General features: G+C 61.2%; 18 protein-coding genes and 2 pseudogenes. 14 read left to right on the plus strand and 6 right to left on the minus strand.

Annotated features, from left to right (window positions below; all coding sequences use genetic code 11):
- Nucleotides 1-419 precede the first annotated feature (419 nt).
- Entirely contained in the window at nt 420-731 is a 312-nt protein-coding gene (locus VK682_RS24060; protein WP_324782682.1) for a transposase, read from the minus strand.
- 494 nt (nt 732-1,225) lie between these two features.
- Here VK682_RS24060 and VK682_RS24065 point away from each other — a divergent pair, with 494 nt between their 5' ends.
- Nucleotides 1,226-1,810 carry a hypothetical protein gene (locus VK682_RS24065; protein WP_131821922.1) on the plus strand — a complete coding sequence of 195 codons (585 nt, stop codon included), beginning with the start codon at nt 1,226-1,228 and terminating at the stop codon, nt 1,808-1,810.
- Nucleotides 1,811-2,319: 509 nt separating this feature from the next.
- Here VK682_RS24065 and VK682_RS24070 read toward each other — a convergent pair.
- The gene (locus VK682_RS24070; RefSeq protein WP_324782683.1) at nt 2,320-2,823 is read right to left on the minus strand and encodes a hypothetical protein; all 504 of its coding nucleotides are present in this window, start codon (nt 2,821-2,823) and stop codon (nt 2,320-2,322) included.
- A gap of 635 nt (nt 2,824-3,458) precedes the next feature.
- On the opposite strand from VK682_RS24070, the gene VK682_RS24075 reads away from it, so the two are divergent.
- Nucleotides 3,459-6,005, plus strand: coding sequence for a calcium-binding protein (locus tag VK682_RS24075; RefSeq protein WP_324782684.1), 2,547 nt, complete (start codon nt 3,459-3,461; stop codon nt 6,003-6,005).
- 1,514 nt (nt 6,006-7,519) lie between these two features.
- On the opposite strand, the pseudogene VK682_RS24080 reads toward VK682_RS24075, so the two are convergent.
- Nucleotides 7,520-7,789: pseudogene (locus tag VK682_RS24080) on the minus strand (IS3 family transposase); the annotation flags it as partial.
- A 46-nt stretch (nt 7,790-7,835) separates the two neighbouring features.
- Between VK682_RS24080 and VK682_RS24085 the strand changes: the two are divergent.
- From VK682_RS24085 to VK682_RS24135, 11 genes and pseudogenes are all read left to right on the plus strand, one after another.
- A pseudogene (locus VK682_RS24085) lies at nt 7,836-9,241 on the plus strand (IS30 family transposase).
- Between the two features lie 106 nt (nt 9,242-9,347).
- Nucleotides 9,348-9,686 carry a lyase family protein gene (locus tag VK682_RS24090; RefSeq protein WP_324782685.1) on the plus strand — a complete coding sequence of 113 codons (339 nt, stop codon included), beginning with the start codon at nt 9,348-9,350 and terminating at the stop codon, nt 9,684-9,686.
- Between the two features lie 388 nt (nt 9,687-10,074).
- Nucleotides 10,075-10,956 (plus strand): helix-turn-helix domain-containing protein, encoded by an 882-nt coding sequence (locus VK682_RS24095; RefSeq protein WP_324782686.1) that lies wholly within the window; start codon nt 10,075-10,077, stop codon nt 10,954-10,956.
- A gap of 150 nt (nt 10,957-11,106) precedes the next feature.
- A complete protein-coding gene (locus VK682_RS24100; protein WP_324782687.1) occupies nt 11,107-12,117 on the plus strand; it encodes a TRAP transporter substrate-binding protein in 1,011 nt (336 codons plus the stop codon).
- Nucleotides 12,118-12,206: 89 nt separating this feature from the next.
- On the plus strand, nt 12,207-12,704 hold the full coding sequence (locus VK682_RS24105) for a TRAP transporter small permease (RefSeq protein WP_089849459.1): 498 nt from the start codon (nt 12,207-12,209) through the stop codon (nt 12,702-12,704).
- On the plus strand, nt 12,701-13,984 hold the full coding sequence (locus VK682_RS24110) for a TRAP transporter large permease (protein WP_324782688.1): 1,284 nt from the start codon (nt 12,701-12,703) through the stop codon (nt 13,982-13,984). Before VK682_RS24105 ends, VK682_RS24110 begins: the two co-directional genes overlap by 4 nt.
- Nucleotides 13,985-13,996: 12 nt before the next feature.
- Entirely contained in the window at nt 13,997-14,842 is an 846-nt protein-coding gene (locus VK682_RS24115; protein ID WP_324782689.1) for a dihydroorotate dehydrogenase electron transfer subunit, read from the plus strand.
- A complete protein-coding gene (locus VK682_RS24120) occupies nt 14,839-15,765 on the plus strand; it encodes a dihydroorotate dehydrogenase (RefSeq protein WP_324782690.1) in 927 nt (308 codons plus the stop codon). The genes VK682_RS24115 and VK682_RS24120 overlap by 4 nt, the downstream gene beginning before the upstream one ends.
- The gene (locus VK682_RS24125; protein ID WP_324782691.1) at nt 15,762-17,033 is read left to right on the plus strand and encodes a Zn-dependent hydrolase; all 1,272 of its coding nucleotides are present in this window, start codon (nt 15,762-15,764) and stop codon (nt 17,031-17,033) included. Before VK682_RS24120 ends, VK682_RS24125 begins: the two co-directional genes overlap by 4 nt.
- A complete protein-coding gene (locus VK682_RS24130) occupies nt 17,030-17,740 on the plus strand; it encodes an orotate phosphoribosyltransferase (protein WP_230798083.1) in 711 nt (236 codons plus the stop codon). The genes VK682_RS24125 and VK682_RS24130 overlap by 4 nt, the downstream gene beginning before the upstream one ends.
- Nucleotides 17,741-17,757: 17 nt before the next feature.
- The gene (locus VK682_RS24135) at nt 17,758-18,078 is read left to right on the plus strand and encodes a hypothetical protein (protein ID WP_089849449.1); all 321 of its coding nucleotides are present in this window, start codon (nt 17,758-17,760) and stop codon (nt 18,076-18,078) included.
- Nucleotides 18,079-18,322: 244 nt separating this feature from the next.
- Here the strand turns inward: VK682_RS24135 and cysN are convergent, their stop codons facing one another.
- Both cysN and cysD read right to left on the minus strand, forming a co-directional pair.
- Nucleotides 18,323-20,230, minus strand: a complete 1,908-nt coding sequence (cysN, locus tag VK682_RS24140; protein ID WP_324782692.1) for a sulfate adenylyltransferase subunit CysN — start codon at nt 20,228-20,230, stop codon at nt 18,323-18,325.
- A 56-nt stretch (nt 20,231-20,286) separates the two neighbouring features.
- Nucleotides 20,287-21,249 (minus strand): sulfate adenylyltransferase subunit CysD, encoded by a 963-nt coding sequence (cysD, locus tag VK682_RS24145; RefSeq protein ID WP_269062112.1) that lies wholly within the window; start codon nt 21,247-21,249, stop codon nt 20,287-20,289.
- 39 nt (nt 21,250-21,288) lie between these two features.
- Here cysD and VK682_RS24150 point away from each other — a divergent pair, with 39 nt between their 5' ends.
- Nucleotides 21,289-22,320, plus strand: a complete 1,032-nt coding sequence (locus tag VK682_RS24150) for a helix-turn-helix transcriptional regulator (RefSeq protein ID WP_324782693.1) — start codon at nt 21,289-21,291, stop codon at nt 22,318-22,320.
- A gap of 61 nt (nt 22,321-22,381) precedes the next feature.
- On the opposite strand, the gene VK682_RS24155 is transcribed toward VK682_RS24150, so the two are convergent.
- Nucleotides 22,382-22,684 carry a transposase gene (locus tag VK682_RS24155; RefSeq protein ID WP_324782694.1) on the minus strand — a complete coding sequence of 101 codons (303 nt, stop codon included), beginning with the start codon at nt 22,682-22,684 and terminating at the stop codon, nt 22,382-22,384.
- Between the last annotated feature and the right edge of the window lie 205 nt (nt 22,685-22,889).

Below are 22,889 nucleotides of genomic sequence, written 5' to 3' on the forward strand. Positions count from 1 at the left end.
TCCGGGTCATGGCCGAATGCGAGGACGAAGCCCTGCTTGCCCGGCTGATCGACGGCATCGTGGCCGAGGTCGAGGCCGCCGCCTGACAAGGGCCCGCTCCTGCCCCGCCCCGCGCCCGTGGCGCAGGCACGGCCTGCCTCCGGCGGGGGTATTTAGAGCCGCTGGAAGCCGGGTTTCGCGCCCGGGATTCCATATCCCGGGGGGAGAGGCCGCAGGCCGAGGGGGGCAGAGCCCCCCCTGCCTCGCTCAGGCGGTGGCGCGCCCGTAGATCTGCGCGATGCTTTCCACGGCGGCTTCGGGGGAGACCGCTGCCGAAGCCTGTTAGAAGCCTCTGGCGGAAAAATGCGCAGCAGGGCAGCACATAGCCAGCGCACCTGCGAAGCCATGATTCAGGCTGCGCGGAAGATGGGAGCCTCGGGCTAGGGCATCTCGGGCTCCGTGGTGCCCATGGCATCATCACGGACGACGAGGGCGAAGACCGGCTCATCGACCTCGACAGCAGGAAGCACGAGCTTGCTCTGCTTCGCCAACCGCCGCCAAGCCGTCAACTGGCTGGACATGATCTCGTAGCGCGCCGTGACACCCGACACCGTCGCGCCAGGCTCCAATGTCTCAGCAACAACCTGCGCCTTCACATGATCTGGCCATTGCCTCCGGCCGGAGGCAAGAACTTCAACACCAAGCCCTGTGAGAAACGCACTCCTTGTCTTCGGGTGCGTATCAATTCGCAATCACTGATCCCGACGGGAACGTGGGACGGAGACAGAACTCTGTTGTCTTTTTCAGGTATTTTCCCGCACGATCAGGAACCCTGGGACGTTTATCGTGATCTCGATGCCCAAAGGTGGGCACGAGGTCTGAAGACGTCGGTGAACAAGCTCCGATGCGCGGGCTGGATACCGCATCGTCTCAAGGCTACTCCTGTCTTACGACGGGCGTCGGCGCGAAGCTGGCCACAAAGCGAGTGTCGGATATTCCCCTGCCGTCGACCTCGCGCCCGCCATTGGGCGCGGGCATTCTTGAGGCTCAATGTCTGCCAATCTGACGCAACCCTCGAACGGAAAATACCGCGGGAGTGGACACCAACCCAGTCACCTCGCACAGCGATCATGGGGCTAGGTCACCCTCCCTGATCGACCCAAGGATCACGCCAATCTTCGAGAACGGAAAATTAAGGCCTTTGTCTCACAAAGGACGCAGAAAACCGTATGATCAGGAGGTCAACGTGAAGCTCTTCACAGTTCATGCGCTCGTCGCATCCCTCTGTTTTGCAGCGTGTGCTTCCCCAGCACTTTCCGAAGTTCTTAGGGCAACAGCCGAGCTATCCCGTGACCACTCCATTGCGCACGGCTGGGGCTCAAGCGTTGAGGGAACTGGCTACGCATCCATTGATATTGATCTTGAAACGAGAACCCTGACGCATCTTCTAATTCAAGTGTACGGTATCTTCCCTGCTGATCTCGCAACTGCTGGCCTAGGCGGAGCACTCGGAGCGATCCACTTTCATAACTACCCCCAAGGGGGGCCGAATTTCTTCGTTCAACAACTTCCAGGGACGACCACACGGACCGACTATGGGATGCAGTTTGAATTGGAGAACTGGCTTTTCGAAGATCCGTTGGTCGGTGCTGAGCGCGGCCTGACTGCACAATTCGTAATCGACGAGATTGCTGCAGGAAATGCCTACATCGGGCTGCATACATCTCATACGCTCTGTTCACAAAACCAAAAAGAGGGTCATAATGGCAGTTGTGCCGCGCCAGGAACGGCTCTTTCCGGACATGTCTCAGTCCAAGGTTTTACTGACTAAGCTGAACTGTAAGCCATCTCCAAGAAAACCCAACAGCTACGAAAGTTACCATCTGAGACTTACTAATTTTGTCGTCATAATTGCGATCATTTCTGAGCTGATACAGGGCCTCCCATAACATGCGTGAGACCACTGCGGTGGAGGGTGCCCGCTCAATCAGCATAAGCGAATATGGAGAATTCAACCGTTCAGAATCAGACGTAACTTCTAAGGGCATTCTAAACCGCAGCGGGGGGGAGATCTGCACCCCAAAATGATCCCTAATCTTGAAGTAAGTTTTGAGGCAGTCACCGCTAGTCATTAGACTAATAAAATTCAAATCGTCAAGTTAACGCGATCGCGGCCCCTAAGTGATTGCTTACGTTCGCTGTAGCCTGACACCAATCTTGTACCTGATCTTTGGGTAGAGGTCTCAGCAACAGGGCAGAGCACATGCGTGTTGTAGCGGTGGCCGTCCCAGCCGGCGCACGCGCCTGGCGTATTTTTTGGAGCGAGAGCAGGCGGTGTTCTCAAATCAAGGACAGGGAAGGCGTCAATGCCTTGATTGAGCGAAGAAATACAGCTGCTGTGATACTGATGAATATTGGAATACGAAGGTTCGCGCTCCATAGCTTATCTTGCGACAGCATTACCATTTCTCCCTCTGCCGCCTCCGCTTTTAAAAAAGGATTAGACGGATCAAGCAAAATAACGGTTGCAATATCTGGTAAGTTGCCATAATCCAATTCTGGATTATAGCTGGCGATGCTATCAAGTGAGGAGGCTAAGTCGTCCATATAATTAAGAACAATATCATTCATTTCAGATTCAGAGAAGCAGTCGTCGAAATATATTTTACTCAAGGCGTAAGTGAGCAGATCAAAGAAATTAGGGAAGCTAAATTTATTGTCACCACGAAATGGGCAGATAATATTTCGCTCAACCGCCTGAAGACTATTAAAATCGCTCGGCTCAATGCAAAGCACAAATATTGCTTCGCTATCAGTAAATGGGGTTTCTAGAAAGTTAAACATATCGACCTCAAAATCGAAGCGCCTCATTCGCATAAAAATTGATAAAGGTGAAGAAATTATTGAAATTTCTCGTGTATGTCGACATTTTCTCTGGACCGACGTAATCTCGCAACATAGTCTTCGAGATCGAAACAGGATGTACGAGCCGCACCGGTGATGGAATATTTTTGGGTTAAGAAGTTTAGCGTTCATAACGCCGAAATTCTTGTTCTACCTAGTTTGCCGTTTTTTTCCATCTGAGCCACCCGGGCTTGGCCGAAGAGCGCATCGTTCAACACGTCGTGCGACCTTATCCAATGCTTCGATCTGTTCAAGATGCTGCCGTTCAATCTCGGCTGGCGGCATATAGCTGATCGAGCTCAGCAGGCAATCTCAGCTTTATCAATTGTCCCAGTGTATGGTTGCCCATTCGATAAATAGTATTTATCAGGTACTATACACTCAGGGACACGGCGCTCTAATCGTCCCAACATGGAGAGAAGGGCTCTGCACCTAAACCGCTGGGACCTTAAAAGGCTTCTAAAATATATCGATTTTCACTAAATTCAAGAATTGACGCCCAAATTCAGCCCAATTCTTTTCGAAAAATCTCCCGCAAAAAAAGTCATCAAAGCCACGCAAGCGCGGAGTTGATGATGTCTAAATACCTAATAACTGAAAATGAGAAATTCATCTCTCACCCTGTACCGGAGGCAATGTTTGGCACAAATTTTGTTACCACATATGACTTCGAATTCCCAAATCGCCCCGCTAACCTTAGCGTGCTTCAGAGTTTGGCTCCAACGATCCTGCGTTTTCCGGGAGGTAGCATCACAGAGTCGGGATTCACAAATTCTGTGTTCTTAACTGGCTCATGGGAAACCGGAAGCTACTCCACTAATGGGGAGAATACAACATTCACTCCGTTGGCCGATTTTTTTATTAGCGCAGCACATGCAGGTGCTGATGTGCAACTGGTGATCCCTACTAGGATTGCCTTCGCGATATCCGCCGGTGAAGCTATTGAAAATGGAACCTACGGTAGCAGAATAGAGCTAAGATCGGATTACTTCCAATTAGTTTCGCGTTATATTGATGCCGCCTTGAGGCTTGCGCATACGCAGGGGATAGAAGTTGTTCGATTTGAAATAGGAAATGAATTTTGGGGCAGTGGTGAAATGTCCGCTATGGAATATGGTTATTTGTCTGGGAGACTCTCTTTATTTTTGGGGTCACGCTATCCTGACGTCGATATCGGTGTTCAGATCGTCTCCTCAGGTAATATGTACAGCCCGGTCACAGACGCTCATTTCTACCTCGAGCCACTTTCTCACGGAGGCTATGATATACACCTCGCGGCGGAATATTCTGGAACTCCACCCGCTGGGTGGTTGACTAGAACAGTTTCCGGTGAAGGCGCTGCCTTAACGCAAAATCAAACGATTGCTCGAGAAATACTCAATGTTCCCGGTGCCGTGGATAATATTTCGGGAGCGATATCTCATGTTTATTTCAATGGCGGCTTTTCAGAAATAGACGGAGAGCGTGACTTCGCACTTAGAACCGCTTTTGATAACTTTCGCCTGTATCTCGGGCAAAATTCTCTTGAACATTACGTCACCGAATGGAGCCCACGCAATCGAACCACCACTGAAGGGCACGCCAATGGCCTTCTATATGCCCACACTACAGTTGAGGCCTTTTTTGAGCTTACATCTAATGGCGTTGATAGCGCCAACTTTTGGCCGATCACCTTTGGCAACCCTTCAGTTAACTACAGAACGCTTATTGACAGTACGGAGAGCGATCTTACCTTTGCAGGCGTAGCGTTTTCTTGGTTAACCAAGACGGCAGGTCTCACACCTCTATTCGACTTTGAGGTCGAACAGAGGATCGACATCCACGGCTTTGGCAATAAGACAAAGGCTATCCTTTTCGTCGCTGAACGAGGTATAGTTGGACAGCAAGAGGCATATAAAGATATAAATATAGATTTAGAAAATTTTGCCTTTTCCGAAATTTATTTTGTTCTTGAGACTGGGATGACAAGTGATAATGGATCTCCTAGAGATGATCGAGCTAATCCTTTAGTTCGTAATAGTGATGGCTACATTCTGGAGGGGTCAAGTTTAAATTTTACTCTCGCTAAGTGGGAACTTTCAATGATCGAGCTGCAAGCAATTACCAATGGAGATGATTTTATAAAAGGCGGGATTTCTAACGACACGATCCGCGGGGAAAATGGAAATGACACTCTGGAAGGTGGAGAGGGTAATGACTCATTAAAAGGTCAAACTGGTAATGATCTTCTTCGTGGTGGTTCTGGCTGTGATACGCTTAATGGCGGATGGGGGGACGACACCATCATTGGCGGTAGTGGGGAGGATTTGCTCTACGGTGGAGCAGGTGACGACTTGATCGGGGAAATTGATGGTGCAGATTGGGTTTTTGGTGATGAGGGTCAAGATAGCATTATCTTAAGGCCAATGCAGACTTTCTCAGAAAGCCTCTTTGCTAATAATGTTGGCTCTGCGGCTATGCCTGGCCCAGGTAATTTAGTGCCCCTTTACGGCATGACGAGGAACTTATCAGTGATAGATGGGGGGGGTGATCGCGATGTTGTCATACTTGGCTCTGGTCCCGATGCCTTTTTTCTACATGATTCGCTCTCAGCGTTTCATAGCAACATCCAGTTGCGAACCGATAGCTTTGGCATGCCTGGAAAAGCGAGGTTAATTGACGTTGAAGAAATTCGTGGGATGTCCGGAAATGACATTATCGACCTCACAAGCCCTGACTATAGCCTTTCAGGTATGACAATACTTATCGATGGCGGCTCCGGAGATGACACAATTTGGGGGTCAGATGGTAATGAAATTATTGTCGGGGGCGCTGGAGATGATAATCTATTCGGGGGCGGCGGAGAGAACACATTCTCAGGCGGAGTTGGAGCTGATAGTTTTCAGTTTGTTCCTGGTCGGCAGTTAGCTAAAATTTTGGATTTTGATCCAGCAGGTGGAGATCGCATCGTGCTCTACGATACTACAATAGGCCGCTTCGACCCCAGCACGGCGGGCGTTCATGCTGGTGTATTGCAGGTTCAATATGAGCTTTCAGAAAGAGGTGTTACACAAATTCTCGAAATAGACATTGGCAGATCTAACAACGATATTTCCCCTTACCAGTATCTCGATTTTTTCTAGAGACCTCTGGGCGATTGATTGCGGATGTGAGTGCGCTGGCTTGTGCTTGCGAGGCGTCGTGCGCGGCGCCGATGGTCTGGGATGCTGTGTCTAAGCAAGTGAGTATTAGTTGGGTGGGCCACTTCTCACCCATTAGACAAGATATTGGGTAATTTAAGCTATTCATAGCGCTGGCTTATTGGGCTGGTTGATCGGGCACAGTGGGGCTCCGGGTGTGCTTGCGTTGGGGCCGGACCGGACTCAATCCGGCAGGCAGTGAGTTCGCTGAAGCTCCTTCAGGCGGCTGTGATCCGCCGGCTGCTAAGCTCTCATTTACTGGTGGTGCTGGATTTTCAGGGCACAATCGGATATCCGTCTTGCTTCTGAGTCTAGCCTGCTGGTCCGCAGCGGCCAGCTCTGAGCCCCTTAAGAGAGCCGCGCTGGTAGTCCCAGCCTACGGGCGAGCTACGCCCTGACTTCGTTAGGCTCCATAGACCAACTTGGTTGACGCTGACGGCCAAGTTTGTCGTCGGCACCCGTTCCATTTCAACTTTTAAAGAATAACTAATATTTGCGCTACATTAATCAGAATGTGGAGTATTTTATATATTGAAATTCGACAGAAATTTTTTATATGTCAAATTATTAACTCTTGCGTGAGATTCTGAGATCGGATCTTCAACATGTAGTTAAGATATGTCTATTAAAAACGGTCGGGCTTTCATCGTGATTTACTCCCTTGCAATAATGTCAATTGCAGCCGGCTGTTCTAATGCAGGCGAAAAACCGAGAGATACTAGAAATTCTGTGCTCTCATCGGCATCAAGAGTAAATGTCGTGTCAACTCAGGCGAAGGGTACTGCGTTAAAAGTTCCAGATCGTGATCGCATGGATGAAGTCCGGATTGGACCTGCTGATTTCGCCGATGCTGGAAGTACGGCGGTGGGTCTAGCATCTGGGTTAGTTGAAGCTAACCCCATTGCTGCTGCCGCTGGTAATGCTGCACCTTTGGTCCTGATTCCCTTGAAGTACGGGGTTAAAAGGGTGATGGTCGCATCAGGAGTTACCCCAGCGAGAGCTAATTGGCTTGTGGAAACGGCTGGAACCTTTGCTACTTGCAATAATCTTGCCGCCCTCTCGGGGGGCGTCCCTCCAGTTGCCATCGGCGTAGGTATTATTTGTGGAGTAATCTATGCTGAGCAATCGAAGTCTAGATATGAGCGACGCAACTCTCGCTCGTTGGACGGGGTTAGCGTATCACGTGGCTCTGCTCCGCGAACTCCCTGAGTAATTCATATATTAATCCCATTATGGTATTTACCATATATGAAGAAATCAACAGCGCCAATCCATAAAACGAGGAGCTGGCAGGTTTAACAGGCTACTGAAGAAGTCTTCGGACCGGAACGGGTTCCCTTTCGGAGACTTTCGGCTTTGCGCGTCGCATCGCGCCATCCGGTGGGCATGCGTGCCATGACGCCGTCTTTCATCGTCCCGCAGCAGCCTGCTACTGGTTTCGTGGACAGCAGGTTAACTAGCGTAGCGCGGGCCTCGAACTCCATGGGGCTGAGGTAGCCCAGTTTCGAATGGTGCCTGCGAGGATTATAGAAGCGCTCGATGTAGCCAAAGACGTCGGCGCGTGCTTCTTCGCGGGTGCGGTAGACCCTCCTGGCCGTCCGTTCGGTCTTCGGCGAGGGGAAGAAGCTTTCCATCGCAGAGTTGCTCCACACGTTTCCGGCCCGACTCATCGAGCAGGTGATCCCGTTGTCGGCCAAAAGCCATTGAAGCTGCTCGCTTATACATTGTGCGGATTCAACCGGTCGTCGCAACACCCTGATCTTGGAGGTGTTGATGACGACAGGAAGACGGAAGTCGGAGCGCTCGACGCGACGCAAATTATCCTCGCCAGGTCGTCCGCCAGTCTGGCAGCGTGAGCATCTGTGCAGGTTCTGGCGGGAGATTGCAGCGGGGCTGTCCAGCGAGGAAGCCGCTGTTGCAGCGGGTGTTTCTCCTCCGGTTGGAACCCGATGGTTTCGGAGTTCTGGCGGAATGCCTCCCACACATCTTGCTCCATCTGCTCTTTCGCTGAAGAGTCGCAGCCTTTCCTTCCCGGAACGCGAGGAGATAGCCCTTGAATGCCCCGGGGCATGGGCGTGCGGGCGATCGCGCGCAAGCTGGGCCGATCGCCCAGCACGGTCTCTCGCGAGATCAGGCGCAATTCGGCGACACGCGGCGGAGATTTCGACTATCGGGCCATTGCCGCGCAGTGGCACGCAGATCGTGCGGCCAGGCGTCCTAAGATCAGCAAGCTCGCGGTCAACCCAAGCCTACGCAATTACGTGCAGGATCGCCTGTCCGGCCTCATTGCAACGCCGAACGGCATCGCCTTTGATGGGCCTGTCGTGGTATGGAAAGGGCGGCGGGCCGTTCTCCGACAAAGCCGACGCTGGTCATCTGCCTGGAGTCCGGAACAGATCTCGCAGCGCCTGAAGGTGGACTTCCCTGAGGATCCGACCATGCGCATCAGCCATGAAGCCATCTATCAGGCGCTATACATTCAAGGACGCGGGGCACTGAGGCGAGAACTCTCAGCCTGTCTGAGGTCAGGCCGCGCCCTCAGGTTGCCCCGCGAACGTGCCCGGAACCGCGGCAAGGCCTTCATTGCTGACGCGTTGATGATCAGCGACCGCCCGGCGGAGATCGGTGACAGGGCTGTTCCTGGTCATTGGGAAGGCGACCTCATTCTTGGCCTCGGCAGCTCGGCGATCGGCACGCTGGTAGAACGCACGACCCGCTTCACCATGCTCCTGCACTTGCCGCGCATGGAGGGACACGGGACGGGCAAATCCGTCAAGAATGGGCCAGCCCTTGCCGGCCACGGTGCCGAGGCCGTCCGTAATGCCATCGCAGGGACGTTCAGCAGCCTGCCTGCCCACCTGCGTCGATCGTTGACCTGGGATCAGGGTGCCGAGATGGCCCAGCACGCACAGCTGCGGATTGATACCGGCCTCGAGATCTACTTCTGCGACCCTCAGAGCCCATGGCAGCGCGGAAGCAACGAGAACACCAACGGTCTGCTCCGCCAATACTTCCCAAAGGGCACCGATCTCAGCAAACATAGCTCCCAAGAGCTAAGCGCCGTTGCCCATGCGCTGAACACGCGCCCCAGGAAAACGTTGGGCTGGCAAACACCGGCAGAAGCTCTCGACCGGCTGATAAAACAGGATATGATGGACGGTGTTGCGACGACCGGTTGAATCCGCCCTGGCTTTGCCGATCTAAAAACACTTCTGGCGTTGGTCTGACGCCGAGGCGCGCGGCATCGGGCAGGGCTACCGCGAGCGGGCCGCGCTGGCCCATGCGGTGCAGAACCTTGGCGGGGCGGTCTCGCTGGCTTCGGATCTGCTCTCCGGGCTCGAGGTCGACAGCGCGCGCATGGCCCGCAACCTCGACCTGACCGGCGGGCTCATCCATTCCGAAGCGGTGATGATGCACCTGTCCGAGCAGCTTGGCCATCTGCGCGCCCATGACGTGCTTCATGAGGTGGCGCTGCGGATCGCGGAGGGCGGCAGGGATCTTGACCCCGCGCTGCAGGAGGTGGCCGGGATCACCCTGCCGCCCGGGGTGATCGGGACCGCGGCGCAGATCGGCACCGCGCAGGAGATGATCGACCGCGTGCTGCGGCGCAACGCCCGGCCCTGAGGGCCGCAGGCTGCGGCGGGCCCGCCCCTGACGCGAGGCAGGCTTCCGGGCAGAGCTGCGCGGGGGCCGGGTCTGGCTGGATGCGGAAAAATGCGGCGATCTTCTCAGTTTTTGGACATCTGGTCCCAAGGCTGGGGGTTTTCCGTGGAAAATGAGGGGTTTTGCCGTGCCGATGGCGGGAAGAAATCCGCCGGTCTTGCCCGTTTTCCAGTCAGATCTCACCGAAAACACAGGGTTTTTGCGAAGTTCCGGTCTGTTGGGCCAAGTTGCGGTTGCCCCTCGGGCGCGTTTGGATCATTTTCGATACGGCTGCGCCAAGGGGAGGCCGCAGCGGATCTCTGTCACGCGCGGCCCCGGCAGGACAGGCGAAACAGCAAAGAGGCAGACCGTGACGCAGGCTGGCAAGGTGAACTTCGTAGACCTCGGGGCGCGGCTGCGGGCCTATCGCATGGGCCGCGGGCTGGCGCCCGAGCTGCTGGCGGCGCGGCTTGGCATCTCGCGCGCGGCGCTTTACCGGGCGGAGAAGGGCGAGATCGCCAAGATCGAGATGCTGACCGCCATCGCTGACGAACTGCATGTCTCGCTGCCCTCGCTGCTGGGGGTGGGCATCGAATATGTGGACAATGCGGTCAGCTTCTTCGAGCGGATGCGCCAGATCGAGGAGGACAGCGAGCAGATCATCGGCCTGTTCAGCCCCGTCTCCTATCTGGTGACGACCGAAGGCTATGACGCGGTTCTGGCGCAGGTCCTGCACGAGGCGGCCCCCGGAGATCTGGCGCAGGATGTGGTCCAGATCCTTGAAATCCTGAGGAAAAGAAAAGAACATTTTCTCAGCCGCCGCTCGCTTCTGGTGTCGATCGTGTCGGATGCCGATATCGAGCGCTTCCTGCGCGAGGGGCTGGTGGGGCGCCGGGATCTGGAGGCAGACACGCTGGCCCATCGCCGCCACATGGCGCTGCGCGAGGCCCGGCATATCAGCCGGATGCTGCGCGAGCCCGATATCGGCATCCAGCTGGGCGTGGCGCGCGAACCGATCCCCTCCACCTCGTTCCAGATCGTGCGCAAGGGGGCGGCCTCGACCCTGACCATCAGCCCCTTCCGGCTGGGCCACAATCCCAATATCCGCATCGGGGTCGGGCTCATCACCTCGGCGCCCGAGGCGCTGGAGCTGCATGAGGGCATCGCGAAACGGCTCTGGGCGACCTCGCTCAAGGGGGTGGAGGCGGCAGACCATGTCGATGCGCTGATCGCGTGCCATGGCATCCGCTAGCGGCACTGCCCAAAATATGGGCGGAAGTTTTTCCGGGAGCCGGGAAAATTTCCGCCTCGTCTCAAAATTTAGATTTTCCGGTTGACCATTCCCCGCCCGTTGGTGAACCTTCCGGGTGCTCAAGAAGAACAAACCCACAGGGAGTCCTGCATGTTCAAATCCGCCTATCTTCTGCCAAGCCTGACCGCGCTTGGCCTCGTCCTGTCCGGTGCCGCCTCGGCGCAGGAGTTCGTCGCCCGCATCGGCCATCTGGAAAGCCCGGCACAAAGCCGCCACGTGCATCTGGAAAAGGTGGCGGATCTGGTCGCGGAGCGCACCGAGGGGGCGGTCGAGCTGCAGATCTTCCCGCAGGGCCAGCTGGGCAACCAGCGCCAGATGAACGAGGGCGTGCAGCTTGGCACCATCGAGGGCACCGTCGCCCCCGCCGCCTTCCTTGGCGGGTTCAACCCGGTGGTGTCGATCCTCGACATCCCCTATCTGCTGCCCGAGGATGACGCCAAGGCACAGGCGCTGCGCGAAAGCGCCTTCGGTGAGGAGCTTCTCGACAGCTTTTCCTCCAAGGGCATGGTGGCGCTGACGCTCTGGCCCAATGGCAAGAAGCAGTTCACCTCCAACGAGCCGCTCGACAGCTTGGGCGATTTTGCCGGCCAGAAATTCCGCGTCATGGACAGCTCGATCCTGATCGAGCAGTACACCGCACTTGGCGCCTCGGCCATCGCCCTGCCCTTCGGCGAGCTTTACACCTCGCTGCAGACCGGCGTGGTCGACGGCGAGGAGAACCCGCTCGACACCATCAAGAACATGAAATTCTACGAGGTGCAGAAAAACCTCGTGGTCTCGGATCATGGCGCGATGGAAGACGTGGTGCTGTTCAACCCGATGTTCTGGGAGAGCCTGCCCGCCGAGCATCAGGAGGTGATCCGCACCGCCTTCACCGAGGTGATCCCCGAGCTGACCGCGCACAAGGCCGCCGCCGTGCAGGAAGCGCTGGAGGTCATCGAGGGCGCGGGCACCAATGTGCGCGTGGCCCCGCCGGAAGAGCGCGCCGAGCTGCGCGAGCTGACCTGGGGTCCGGCCTCGGCGGCCTATGTCGCCATGGCGGGCGAGGCGGGCGAGGCCCTGCTTGCCACCTATGACGCGGCCATCGCCGAGCTCGACTGATCCCGCGATCCGACCGGCCGGGGCCGCCCTTGCGGCGGGCCCGGCCGTCCGTTCCCGAACTGGCGCGCGAGGCGCCGAAGGACCCTTCCATGCCCCTGCTCAACCTCCTGAGGAAGATCGAGCGCAGCCTGCTGGTCGCGCTCTTCCTGACCATGGTGCTGCTCTATACCGGATCCGTCGTGACCCGGGAGATCGGCGGCACCTTCGCCAGCCGCTTCGCCTGGATCGAGGAGGCGGTGCGGATGATGAACCTCTTTCTCGTCTTTCTCGCCCTCGGGCTCGCGCTGGAACGCGGCAAGCATGTGGGCATCACCAACCTGCGCCAGAAGCTGCCCGATCCGGCGCGGCGCTGGCTCTGCCGGGTGATCGACCTCGCCGGGCTCGGCTTTTCGCTTTATGTCGCGTGGCTGTCGCTTGATCTGGTGCGCTTCGTGCTCAACACCGGGCAAAGCTCGCCGACGCTGGGCGTGCCGATCGGGCTTGTCTATCTCGCCCCGGTCATCGGCTTCCTGCTGCTGGCGCTGCGCTACGGGCTCAGCCTTTTTGGCGTGATTGACCGCTTCGCGGCACAGGAGGCGGCGCAATGATGCTGGCCATCGTGATCGGGCTCGCTCTGCTGCTGCTGGTCGGCGGGTTCGAGATGCTGCTGGTGCTGGGCCTGCCCGCGCTGGCCTATAAGGAGCTGTTCTACGCAAGGCTGCCGGATCCGGCGGTGGTGCAGAAGATCGTGGGCGGCATCGACCATACCACGTTGCTCGCCATTCCCTTCTTCATCTTTGCCGCCAACCTCATGGGCTCGGGGCAGATCGCCCGGCAGCTGGTCAGCGTGGTCACGGCCATGATCGGCCATACCCGCGGCGGCATCGGCCATGTGGTGGTGGGCGGATCCATGGCCTTCGGCGCGGTCTCGGGCTCGGCCCCGGCCACTGTCGCCGCCATGGGCCGCATGGTCTATCCCGAGATGCGCCGTGCGGGCTATTCCGAGAAATTCAGCCTTGGCCTGCTGGTGGCCAGCGCCGAGACGGCGCTGCTGATCCCGCCTTCGATCACGCTGATCGTCTATGGCTGGATCACCGGCACCTCCATCGCGCAGCTTTTTGCGGCGGGGCTTGGCGTGGGGCTGGTGCTGGGCATCGCCTTCGCGATCTTCGTCGAGATGCAGGCGCGCCGCGACAATGTCAGCCGCAGCCCGCGCCTGCCCGCCCGTGCCCGCTTCCGCGCGCTCTGGGAGGCGAAATGGGCGCTTGGCATGCCGGTCATCATTCTGGGCGGCATCTATTCCGGCGTCATCACCCCCACCGAGGCCGCCGCCGTCAGCGTGGTCTATGCCATCCTCGTGGAGATGCTGGTCTTCCGCAGCCTTGGCCGCGCCGATCTGGTGCGCATCACCGAAGACAGCGCCATCAACACCGCGATCATCTTCGTGCTGCTGGCCATGGGCGGGCTCATCTCGTTTTTCGTGACGCTGGCGCAGGTGCCGGACATGATCCTCGGGCTGCTCGCCTCCGCCGAGGCCGGGCGCATCGCCTTCCTGATCGCGGTCAACCTGCTGTTCTTCATCGCGGGCATGTTCATCGATCCCAATTCCACCCTGCTGGTGCTGGTGCCACCGCTTTATCCGGTCGCCATGAGCTTCGGCATCGATCCGGTGCATTTCGGCATGGTGGTGACGCTGAACATCTGCCTTGGCATGATCACGCCACCGTTCGGGCTCGACATCTTCGTGGCCTCCTCGACGCTGGGCAAGCCGGTGGTGGAGATCATCCGCGGCGTCTGGCCCTTCGTGGTGGTCAACCTGATCGTGCTGCTGCTGATCACCTATGTCCCGCAGATTTCGCTGATCGTCCCCAAGCTGATCTACGGCTGAGAAAGGCGTGTCATGACCCTCTCCCCTTCCGTCCTGTCGGTGCCCATGGCACCGGGCGTGCTGCCCCGCTGCGCCGAGGCGCGCTGCGTGGTGCGTTCCAACCTGCCGGTCAATGGCGAATACCGCCTGCTGACGCTGGACGCGCCGCCCGAGGTGCTGGACTGCCAGCCCGGCCAGTTCTTCCAGCTGCTCTGCCCCGAACCCGAGGGCGAGCATCCGTTCCTGCGCCGCCCCATGAGCATCTATGGCTATGATGCCGAGGCGGGGCAGCTGCAGTTCCTTTACAAGGTGGCGGGGGCGGGCACGCGCGGGCTTGCCACGCTGCGCCCGGGCGGCATGCTCAACGTGCTGGGGCCTCTGGGGCAGGGGTTTTCCATGCCGCAGCACTGGCAGGATCTGCTGCTGGTGGCGCGCGGCGTGGGGCTTGCCACGCTGGCGCCGCTGGCGCGCGCGGCACAGCGGTCGGGCCGGCGGCTGACCGCGATCTGTTCGGCGCGCCGTCCCGAGCTTGCCATGTCGGTGGATCTGTTCCGCGGCTATGGCGCCGAGGTCATCGTGGTGCATGACGAGGATGGCAGCTCCACCCCCGAGGCGCTGCGCGGCCTGATCGAGGCGCGCATCGCGGCGGGCCGGGTCGATGCCTTCTACACCTGCGGCTCGTCGCGGCTGCTGCGGCTTCTGCAGGATCTGGGCCAGCGCCACGGCATCCCCGGCGAGATCGCCATGGAACAGCAGATGGCCTGCGGTCTTGGCATGTGTCAGGCCTGCGTCCGCCCCTTCCGCGAGGAGGGCGGCATCGTCCAGCGCCGGGTCTGCCGCGAGGGCCCGGTCTTTCCCATCTCGGAGGCCATCGCATGAGCGCCGCCGATCTCTCCGTCCGGCTGGGGGCGATGACGCTTGCCAACCCGATCATGCCCGCCTCCGGCACCTTTTCCGAGGATCTGGCGGATGTGTTCGATCTCGACCTTCTGGGCGCGCATGTGCTCAAGACGATCATGCGCGGCACCCGGGCGGGCAATCCGGTGCCGCGGGTCTGCGACCTGCAGGGCGGCATGCTCAACGCCATCGGCATCCCCTCGAAGGGGATCGAGGATTTCCGCAGCCGCATGCTGCCCTACTGGCTGGGCTATCGCGCGCCGCTGGTGGTGTCGATCTCGGCCCATACGCTGGATGAATTCGCCCGGCTCTGCGCCGAGGTGAGCCTGCCCGGGGTCGCGGCGATCGAGGCCAACATCTCCTGCCCGAACATCGAGGCCGACGGCAATGCCTTCGCCATGCGCCCCGACACCACGGCAGAGGTGATGCGGCGGCTCAGGGCCGAAACCGACCTGCCGCTCTGGGCCAAGCTCACCCCCAATACCGGCGAGCCGGTGGCGGTGGCGCAGGCGGCGGAGGCCAATGGCGCCGATGCGCTGGTCACCGCCAATACCGCGCTTGGCATGGCCATCGACGTGCGCACCCGCCGCCCCCGGCTGGGCAATGGCATGGGCGGCATGTCGGGGCCCGCGGTGAAACCCATCGCGCTGCGCATGACCTATCAATGCGCCCGGGCCTGCACGATCCCGGTGATCGGCTGCGGCGGCATCGCCACGCTGGACGACGTGCTGGAATTCCTGATCGCCGGAGCCAGCGCCGTGCAGGTCGGCACCGCCACCTTCCAGTCGCCCACCGTCATGGCGCGGCTGGTGGCCGAGCTTGGCGACTGGATGCAGGCGCAGGGCCTTGCCTCGCTGTCAGAGATCATCGGCAGCGTCGAGATGCCCGAGGGAGAGGCGGCATGAAGCAGGCCCCGCTGCAGGACGCGACGCTGGAGGCGCTGGCGGCGCATGTCTTTGCCGAGATCCGCGCGCTCTCCCCGGACAGCGCCGGGGTCAGCCGCCCGGCCTTTTCCGGGATCGAGACGAAGGTGCTGGACTGGCTGGCAGAGTTTGCCCGCGCAGAGGGGCTCTGCGTGGAGGAGGATGCCGGGCGCAACCTGCTGTTCTGCCTGCCCGAACATGTCGAAGCCCCGCGCTGGGTGCTGATCGGCAGCCATGTGGATTCCGTGCCCATGGGCGGCAATTACGACGGGCTGGCGGGTGTGGTCGCGGGGCTGATGGTGCTGATCCGCGCCGCGCGCGGCGGGCGCGGCCTCGCCCGCCCGGTCAAATGCCTTGCGATGCGCGGCGAGGAAAGCGCGTGGTTCGGCGCCTGCTATCTCGGCTCCAAGATGCTGACCGGGCAGCTGCCCGCCGAGGAACTGACAGCCCCCCATCGCGGCGACGGGCGCAGCCTTGCCGCGCATCTGGAGGATCTGGGCATCGACACCGCCCCGCTCGCCGCGCGCCAGCCGATCTGCGATCTGGACCGGATCGAGGAATATCTGGAACTGCATATCGAACAGGGCCCGCTGCTGGTCGAACGCGGCCTGCCTGCGGCGGTGGTGTCGGGGATCCGCGGCAATTTCCGCCACCGCCTGATCCGCTGCATCGGGCAGGCCGGGCATTCCGGCGCGGTGCCGCGCGCCTATCGCCACGATCCGGTGCTGGCCTTTGCCGAACTGATGCACCGGCTGGACGACACATGGGATCACCTGCTGCGCACCGGGCGCGATCTGGTGCTGACCTCGGGCATCGTCGGCACCGATGCCCAAAGCCATGCCATCGCCCGCATCCCCGACATGCTGGGCTTCTCGCTCGACATCCGCTCGCAGGAAACGGCGGTGCTGGCGCAGATGCGCGACTACTTGCGCGACCAGATGGACGACATCGCCCGCAGCCGCGGCGTGCGGTTCGACACCGGCCCCGAAGTGGCGGTGGCCCCGGCGCTGATGGATCCGGGTGTGATCGCCCGGCTGGAGGCGGCGATGGCGCGCAGCACCGGGGCCGCCTTCACCATGGCCTCGGGCGGCGGGCATGATGCGGCGGTCTTCGCGCAGGCGGGCATTCCCTCGGGCATGGTCTTCGTGCGCAACCGCAATGGCAGCCACAACCCCGAAGAGGCCATGGATCTGGCCGATTTCATGGTGGGCACCTCGATCCTTTCCGCCTATCTGGGGGGAGAAGAATGAAGGAAGTCTCCGCCATGCCGCTCGCCCCCGAGACCCGTGCCGATTATGCCCGCCGCACCGCCCGCGCGCTTCTGCAGATCGGGGCGGTGGAGACGGCGCAGGACCGGCCCTTCATCCTGTCCTCCGGCATCGCGAGCCCGGTCTATATCAACGTGCGGCGGGTGATCTCCTATCCCGCGATCCGCGAGATGCTGATGGGCTTTGCCACCGAAATCCTTGATGCCGAGATCGGGCGCGACCGCATCGACGCCGTGGCGGGGGCGGAAACCGCGGGCATTCCCTTTGCCGCATGGATCGCGGCGCTGTCGGGCCTGCCCATGCAATATGTGCGCAAGCGCGCGCAGGGCTTCGGCCCCGCCGCCCGGATCGAGGGCGTCTCGAGCCCCGGCCAGCGCGTGCTCTTGGTCGAGGATCTGACCACCGACGGCGCGTCAAAGATCCGCTTCTGCGAGGCGCTGCGGCAGGCGGGCATGGAAATCAGCGACGTGCTGATGCTGTTTCACTACGACATCTTCCCGGCCACCCGCACCGCCCTCGCCGAGCGCGGGCTGCGGCTGCATGCGCTCGCCAACTGGCGCGACATCCTCGCCGCCACCGAAGAGCAGCAGATCTTCACCCCTGCCGAACGCAGCCGCCTTGCCGCCTTCATCGAGGCCCCGCTGGACTGGTCCGCGGCGCATGGCGGATCCCGCCACATCACCTTCTGACCCGAAAGGACGACATCATGTTCAGCACCATTCTCACGACGCTGACCGAGCAGGGCAACGGCATCCACGCCTACCGGTCGGTGGCGCGTCTGGCCTATCGCACCGCCATCGACCGCCCCGATCAGGCCGCCGCCTTCTTCCTGCTGGCCACCATCGCCGATGCCTTCGTGGAACGCCACGAGCGCATGCCGCTGCTCTCCAAGGAGGCCGAGCAGAGCTTCGCCACTTTCCGCTCCGATCTGGAGGCGCTGGCGGCGGCCTATGAGCGGCAGGACACGACCGAAATCCTCGCCGTGCTGAACCGCATCTCCGCCGCCCATGCGGCAGATCTGGTCTGATCCGCCCGCCCGCGCCCGCTTAGGGCGCGGGCCCGGCCTCTTGCGGCCCGCGGCAGGGCCGGGGGGCCGCGCATTTCGCGCAAGGCTGCCAGTCCGGCAGAGGCCGCGCCCCCAGACTTTCGCAGGACACGAAAGTCTCCCCCCGCGCGAGGGCGGGGGGAGGTGCTGGCGGCGCGGTGGCGCCCCGTCTTGGCAGGGGCTGTGACTGCCCCCCGACGCCGTTCCGGGCCGGGGGGCGCGAGGCTCAGGGGATCAGCCGCGCGATGATGAGGTCGGCGGCCTCTTCCGGGGACATCTCGGTGGTGTCGATCCGCAGTTCCGGCGCCTCGGGATGCTCGTAGGGCGAGTCGATGCCGGTGAAGTTCTTCAGCTGGCCAGCGCGGGCCTTGGCGTAAAGCCCTTTCACATCGCGGGTTTCGGCCACTTCCAGCGGCGTGTCGACAAAGACCTCGACGAACTCGCCCGGCTGCATCATGCCGCGCACCATCTCGCGCTCCGACCGGAACGGCGAGATGAAGGCGGTGATCACGATGAGCCCGGCATCGGTCATCAGCTTGGCGACCTCGCCGACGCGGCGGATGTTTTCCACCCGGTCGGCCTCGGTGAAGCCCAGATCCTTGTTCAGCCCGTGGCGCACGTTGTCGCCATCCAGCAGGAAGGTGTGGCGGTTCATCCGCGCCAGCTTCTTCTCGACGATATTGGCGATCGTCGACTTGCCCGAACCCGACAGCCCCGTCAGCCACAGCACCGCCGGTTTCTGGTGCTTCATCGAGGCGTGATGCTCGCGGCCGATATCGGTGGCCTGCCAGTGGATGTTCTGCGCCCGGCGCAGGGCGAAATGGATCATCCCCGCCGCAACCGTGTGGTTGGTGATCTTGTCGATCAGGATGAAGCCGCCAAGGTCGCGGTTTTCCTCGTAGGGGGCAAAGGGGATCTCGCGGTCGGTGGTGATGTTGGCCACCCCGATGGCGTTGAGATCGAGCGTCTTGCAGGCCAGATGCTCCAGCGTGTTGACATTGACCTCGTATTTCGGCTCCGCCACCGTGGCCGACACGGTCTGGGTGCCGATCTTCAGCCAATAGGCGCGGCCCGGCAGCAGGGCATGTTCGTCCATCCAGACCAGCGTGCTTTCGAACTGGTCGGCCACTTCCAGCGGCGACTGCGCCGCAACGATCACCTGCCCGCGCGAACAGTCGATCTCGTCATTCAGCGTCAGCGTCACCGACTCCCCGGCCACGGCCAGATCCCGGTCGCCTTCGAGGCTGACGATGCGCGCGATGCTCGAGGTCTTCCCCGAGGGCAGCACCCGCACCGCATCGCCGGGGCGCACCTGCCCGCTGGCGATCATGCCCGCAAAGCCGCGGAAATCGAGATTGGGGCGGTTCACCCACTGCACCTGCATGCGGAAGGGGCTGGCGAGCTCGCGGCTCTGCTCGACCTCGACCGACTCGAGCAGCGGCAGCAGCGCGGGGCCGTCATACCACGGCGTGTTCTCGCTCGAGGTGGTGATGTTGTCGCCCTTGAAGCCCGAGATCGGGATCGCGGTGAACTCGGTGATGCCGATGCTTTCGGCAAAGTCGCGGTACTCGGCGACGATGCGGTCGAAGGTCGCCTGATCGTAGCCGACCAGATCCATCTTGTTCACCGCCAGCACCACATGGCGGATGCCCAGAAGCTGGACCAGATAGCTGTGGCGGCGGGTCTGGACCAGCACGCCCTTGCGGGCGTCGATCAGGATCACCGCCAGATCGGCGGTGGAGGCGCCGGTCACCATGTTGCGGGTATACTGTTCATGGCCGGGGGTGTCGGCCACGATGAACTTGCGCTTTTCGGTGGCGAAAAAGCGGTAGGCGACATCGATGGTGATGCCCTGCTCGCGCTCGGCGGCAAGCCCGTCGACCAGCAGCGCAAAATCGATCTCCTCGCCCTGCGTGCCGCTGCGCTTGCTGTCGGATTCAAGCGCGGCAAGCTGGTCTTCGAAGATCATCTTGCTGTCATACAGCAGCCGCCCGATCAGGGTCGACTTGCCGTCATCGACCGAGCCGCAGGTGATGAAGCGCAGCATGGTCTTGTGCTGGTGCGCCTCGAGATAGGCGTCGATGTCCTCGGCGATCAGCGCGTCGGTCTTGTAGGTGGACTCTTGGAGGGTCATGAGAGGGGTACCTGTCTGCAAAATAAGGGGCTGGAAGGGAGGCTGGCGCGGGGCGCTCAGAAATAGCCTTCCTGCTTCTTCTTCTCCATCGAGGCAGCCTGGTCGTGGTCGATGGCCCGGCCCTGACGTTCCGAGGTGGTGGTCAGCAGCATTTCCTGAATGACTTCCGGCAGGGTCTGTGCGGTGCTTTCGACGGCGCCGGTCAGCGGGTAGCAGCCCAGCGTCCGGAAGCGAATGGAGCGCATCACCGGCTCCTCGCCGTCCTTCAGCGGGAAGCGCGCGTCATCGACCATCAGCAGCATGCCGTCGCGCTCGACCGTCGGGCGCGGCTGCGAGAAATAGAGCGGCACGATCTCGATGCCTTCCAGATGGATGTACTGCCAGATGTCCAGTTCGGTCCAGTTCGAGATCGGGAAGATCCGGACGCTTTCGCCCTTGGCCTTGCGGGCATTGTAAAGCCGCCAGAGTTCGGGGCGCTGGTTCTTCGGATCCCAGCGGTGATTGGCGGAGCGGAACGAAAACACCCGTTCCTTGGCGCGGGATTTCTCCTCGTCGCGGCGCGCGCCGCCAAAGGCCACGTCAAAGCCGTATTTGTCCAGCGCCTGCTTCAGCCCTTCGGTCTTCCACATGTCGGTATGCAGCCCGCCATGATCGAAGGGGTTGATGCCGCGCTCCTTGGCCTCGGGGTTCTGGTAGACCAGCAGCTCCATCCCCGCATCCCGGGCCGCCTTGTCGCGCAGCTTGTACATGTCCTGGAATTTCCAGGTGGTGTCCACATGCAGCAGCGGGAAGGGCGGCGGCGCGGGGTAGAAGGCCTTCTTCGCCAGATGCAGCATGACGGCGCTGTCCTTGCCGACGCTGTAGAGCATGACCGGATTTTCGGCCTCGGCGACAACCTCGCGCAGGATGTGAATGCTCTCCGCCTCGAGGCGCTGCAGGTGGGTCAGGGTTTTGCTGGTCATCGGCCATCTCTGTGAGGAACTGAGTTGGGCGAGAGCTAACCTTGCGCGCCGCGTCAAAAACCCCCCATATGGGGGGTAATTGCGCAGGAAAGGCCGATGCCGGACGAAACCGAGATCCTCGCGGCGCTGTTTGCCGCTTCATTGGGCCTGACCGAGGGCAGCTCTCCGCAGGGCTCCGCTGCGGCCCGCGAAGATCTGTGGCACGATTTCCTGTCGCGGCTCGCCGCCGCCACGCAGGCCGAGAGCGCGCTGCTGCGGCTTGGCGGGCCGGGGCGCCCTGCCACCGGCTGGCAGGTGGGCGCGGACTGGGACGGCCCTGCCGAGGCGGTGGTGGAGCGCATGCGCAGCGGGCGGGTCTATTCGCAGATCGACCTGCCGGGGGCGGGGCCCTCGGGGCCGCCGCTGCGGGCGCTGCGCTGGCGCCTTGGCCGGGAGGCGCGGGTGCTGCTGGCGCTGCGCCGCAGGGGCGAGGATTTCCGCGCGGTGGACGGGCTGCAGCTGTCGAACCTGATCCCCTATCTGGGCGTGGTGCTGGGCGGCTGGCGGCAGCTCGAGGAAGAGCGGGCGCGCGCCCTGCTTGATGGCCAGATCGCCGCAGGGCTGGGGGGCGGCTGGATCCTCTTCGCGCCTTCGGGGCAGGTCAGCGCCATGGCCGAAGGGCTGGAGGCGCGGCTGCAGGCGCTGGCGGGGCTGAGCCTGCGCGCCGACGGGCGGCTGTCGCTGCCCGAAGAGGCCGCACAGGCGCTGCGTCTGGCCCTCGCGGCGGTGGCGCAGCAGCCGGGCACGGTCCGGCAGGTGGTGCTGTCGACCGAGCCGCGGGTGGAGCTGCGTCTCGGGCTTCAGACGGTCGGCGGCGAGCTGCAGCTGACGGGGCGGCTGCGCCATGCCCTCTCGGCCCGGGCGCTGCCCTGCGACCGCCTCGCCCGCGCCTTCGGCCTCAGCCGCAGCGAGGCGCGGCTCGCGGCCTGCCTCTGCGACGGGCTGAGCCTTGCCGGAGCGGCGCAGGTTCTGGGCTGGACGCTGGAAACGGCGCGCAGCACCTCCAAGCAGATCTATGCCCGCATGGAGGTCTCCGGCCAGCCCGGCGTGCTGCGCCGCATGCTGGAAAGCGGCGTCTGGCTGGACTGAGCGACGGCGCGGGCGGGCCTTGTCCTGACGGATCTGCAACGGGCAGCGCGCGCGCCGGGTCTTACGGTCGCTCTCCCGCCGCCCAGTCGGCGAGCAGGGCGCGCATTTCCCGCACGAAGATCTGGATGGCGGTTTTCTGCGCGTCGTCGATCTCGACCGCAGGCAACACGAGCTTGCCTTCCTTTGCTAGCCGTCGACACGACGTTAGCTGGCTCGGCATGATCTCATAGCGCGCAGTGACACCCGACACCGGCTCCAGCGTCTCGGCTACCGCCTGCGCCTTCACGTGTTCCGGCCAGCGCCTCTGACCGGAGTCGAAGACTTCAACGCCAAGCGCTGTGAGAAACGAATTCTTTGCGAACATTGCGAAACGCACTCCTTCTCTTCGGATGCGTATCAACTCGCAACGATGCCTATCGTCGGCAATGTGGGGCGAAGACAGCGCTCTGATGTCTTTTTTCAAGGGTCGCGCCACGCGATTTGGAACGCCAGGGCGTTCGTCGCGGTCTGGACGCCCAAAGGTGGGCACGAGGTCTGAAGACGTCGGTGAACAAGCTCTGATGCGCGGG

The organism is Salipiger marinus, assembly GCF_035481585.1.
In the GTDB taxonomy this organism is placed as follows: Bacteria; Pseudomonadota; Alphaproteobacteria; order Rhodobacterales; family Rhodobacteraceae; genus Salipiger; species Salipiger marinus.

Coding starts and splice junctions, on each gene's coding strand:
- VK682_RS24150 (WP_324782693.1), top strand. CDS start 21,289: ATGCCGGACGAAACCGAGATCCTCGCGGCGCTGTTTGCCGCTTCATTG.
- VK682_RS24115 (WP_324782689.1), top strand. CDS start 13,997: ATGACCCTCTCCCCTTCCGTCCTGTCGGTGCCCATGGCACCGGGCGTG.
- VK682_RS24155 (WP_324782694.1), bottom strand. CDS start 22,684: ATGTTCGCAAAGAATTCGTTTCTCACAGCGCTTGGCGTTGAAGTCTTC.
- cysN (WP_324782692.1), bottom strand. CDS start 20,230: ATGACCCTCCAAGAGTCCACCTACAAGACCGACGCGCTGATCGCCGAG.
- VK682_RS24130 (WP_230798083.1), top strand. CDS start 17,030: ATGAAGGAAGTCTCCGCCATGCCGCTCGCCCCCGAGACCCGTGCCGAT.
- VK682_RS24135 (WP_089849449.1), top strand. CDS start 17,758: ATGTTCAGCACCATTCTCACGACGCTGACCGAGCAGGGCAACGGCATC.
- VK682_RS24075 (WP_324782684.1), top strand. CDS start 3,459: ATGTCTAAATACCTAATAACTGAAAATGAGAAATTCATCTCTCACCCT.
- VK682_RS24100 (WP_324782687.1), top strand. CDS start 11,107: ATGTTCAAATCCGCCTATCTTCTGCCAAGCCTGACCGCGCTTGGCCTC.
- VK682_RS24120 (WP_324782690.1), top strand. CDS start 14,839: ATGAGCGCCGCCGATCTCTCCGTCCGGCTGGGGGCGATGACGCTTGCC.
- VK682_RS24105 (WP_089849459.1), top strand. CDS start 12,207: ATGCCCCTGCTCAACCTCCTGAGGAAGATCGAGCGCAGCCTGCTGGTC.
- VK682_RS24125 (WP_324782691.1), top strand. CDS start 15,762: ATGAAGCAGGCCCCGCTGCAGGACGCGACGCTGGAGGCGCTGGCGGCG.
- VK682_RS24110 (WP_324782688.1), top strand. CDS start 12,701: ATGATGCTGGCCATCGTGATCGGGCTCGCTCTGCTGCTGCTGGTCGGC.
- VK682_RS24070 (WP_324782683.1), bottom strand. CDS start 2,823: ATGTTTAACTTTCTAGAAACCCCATTTACTGATAGCGAAGCAATATTT.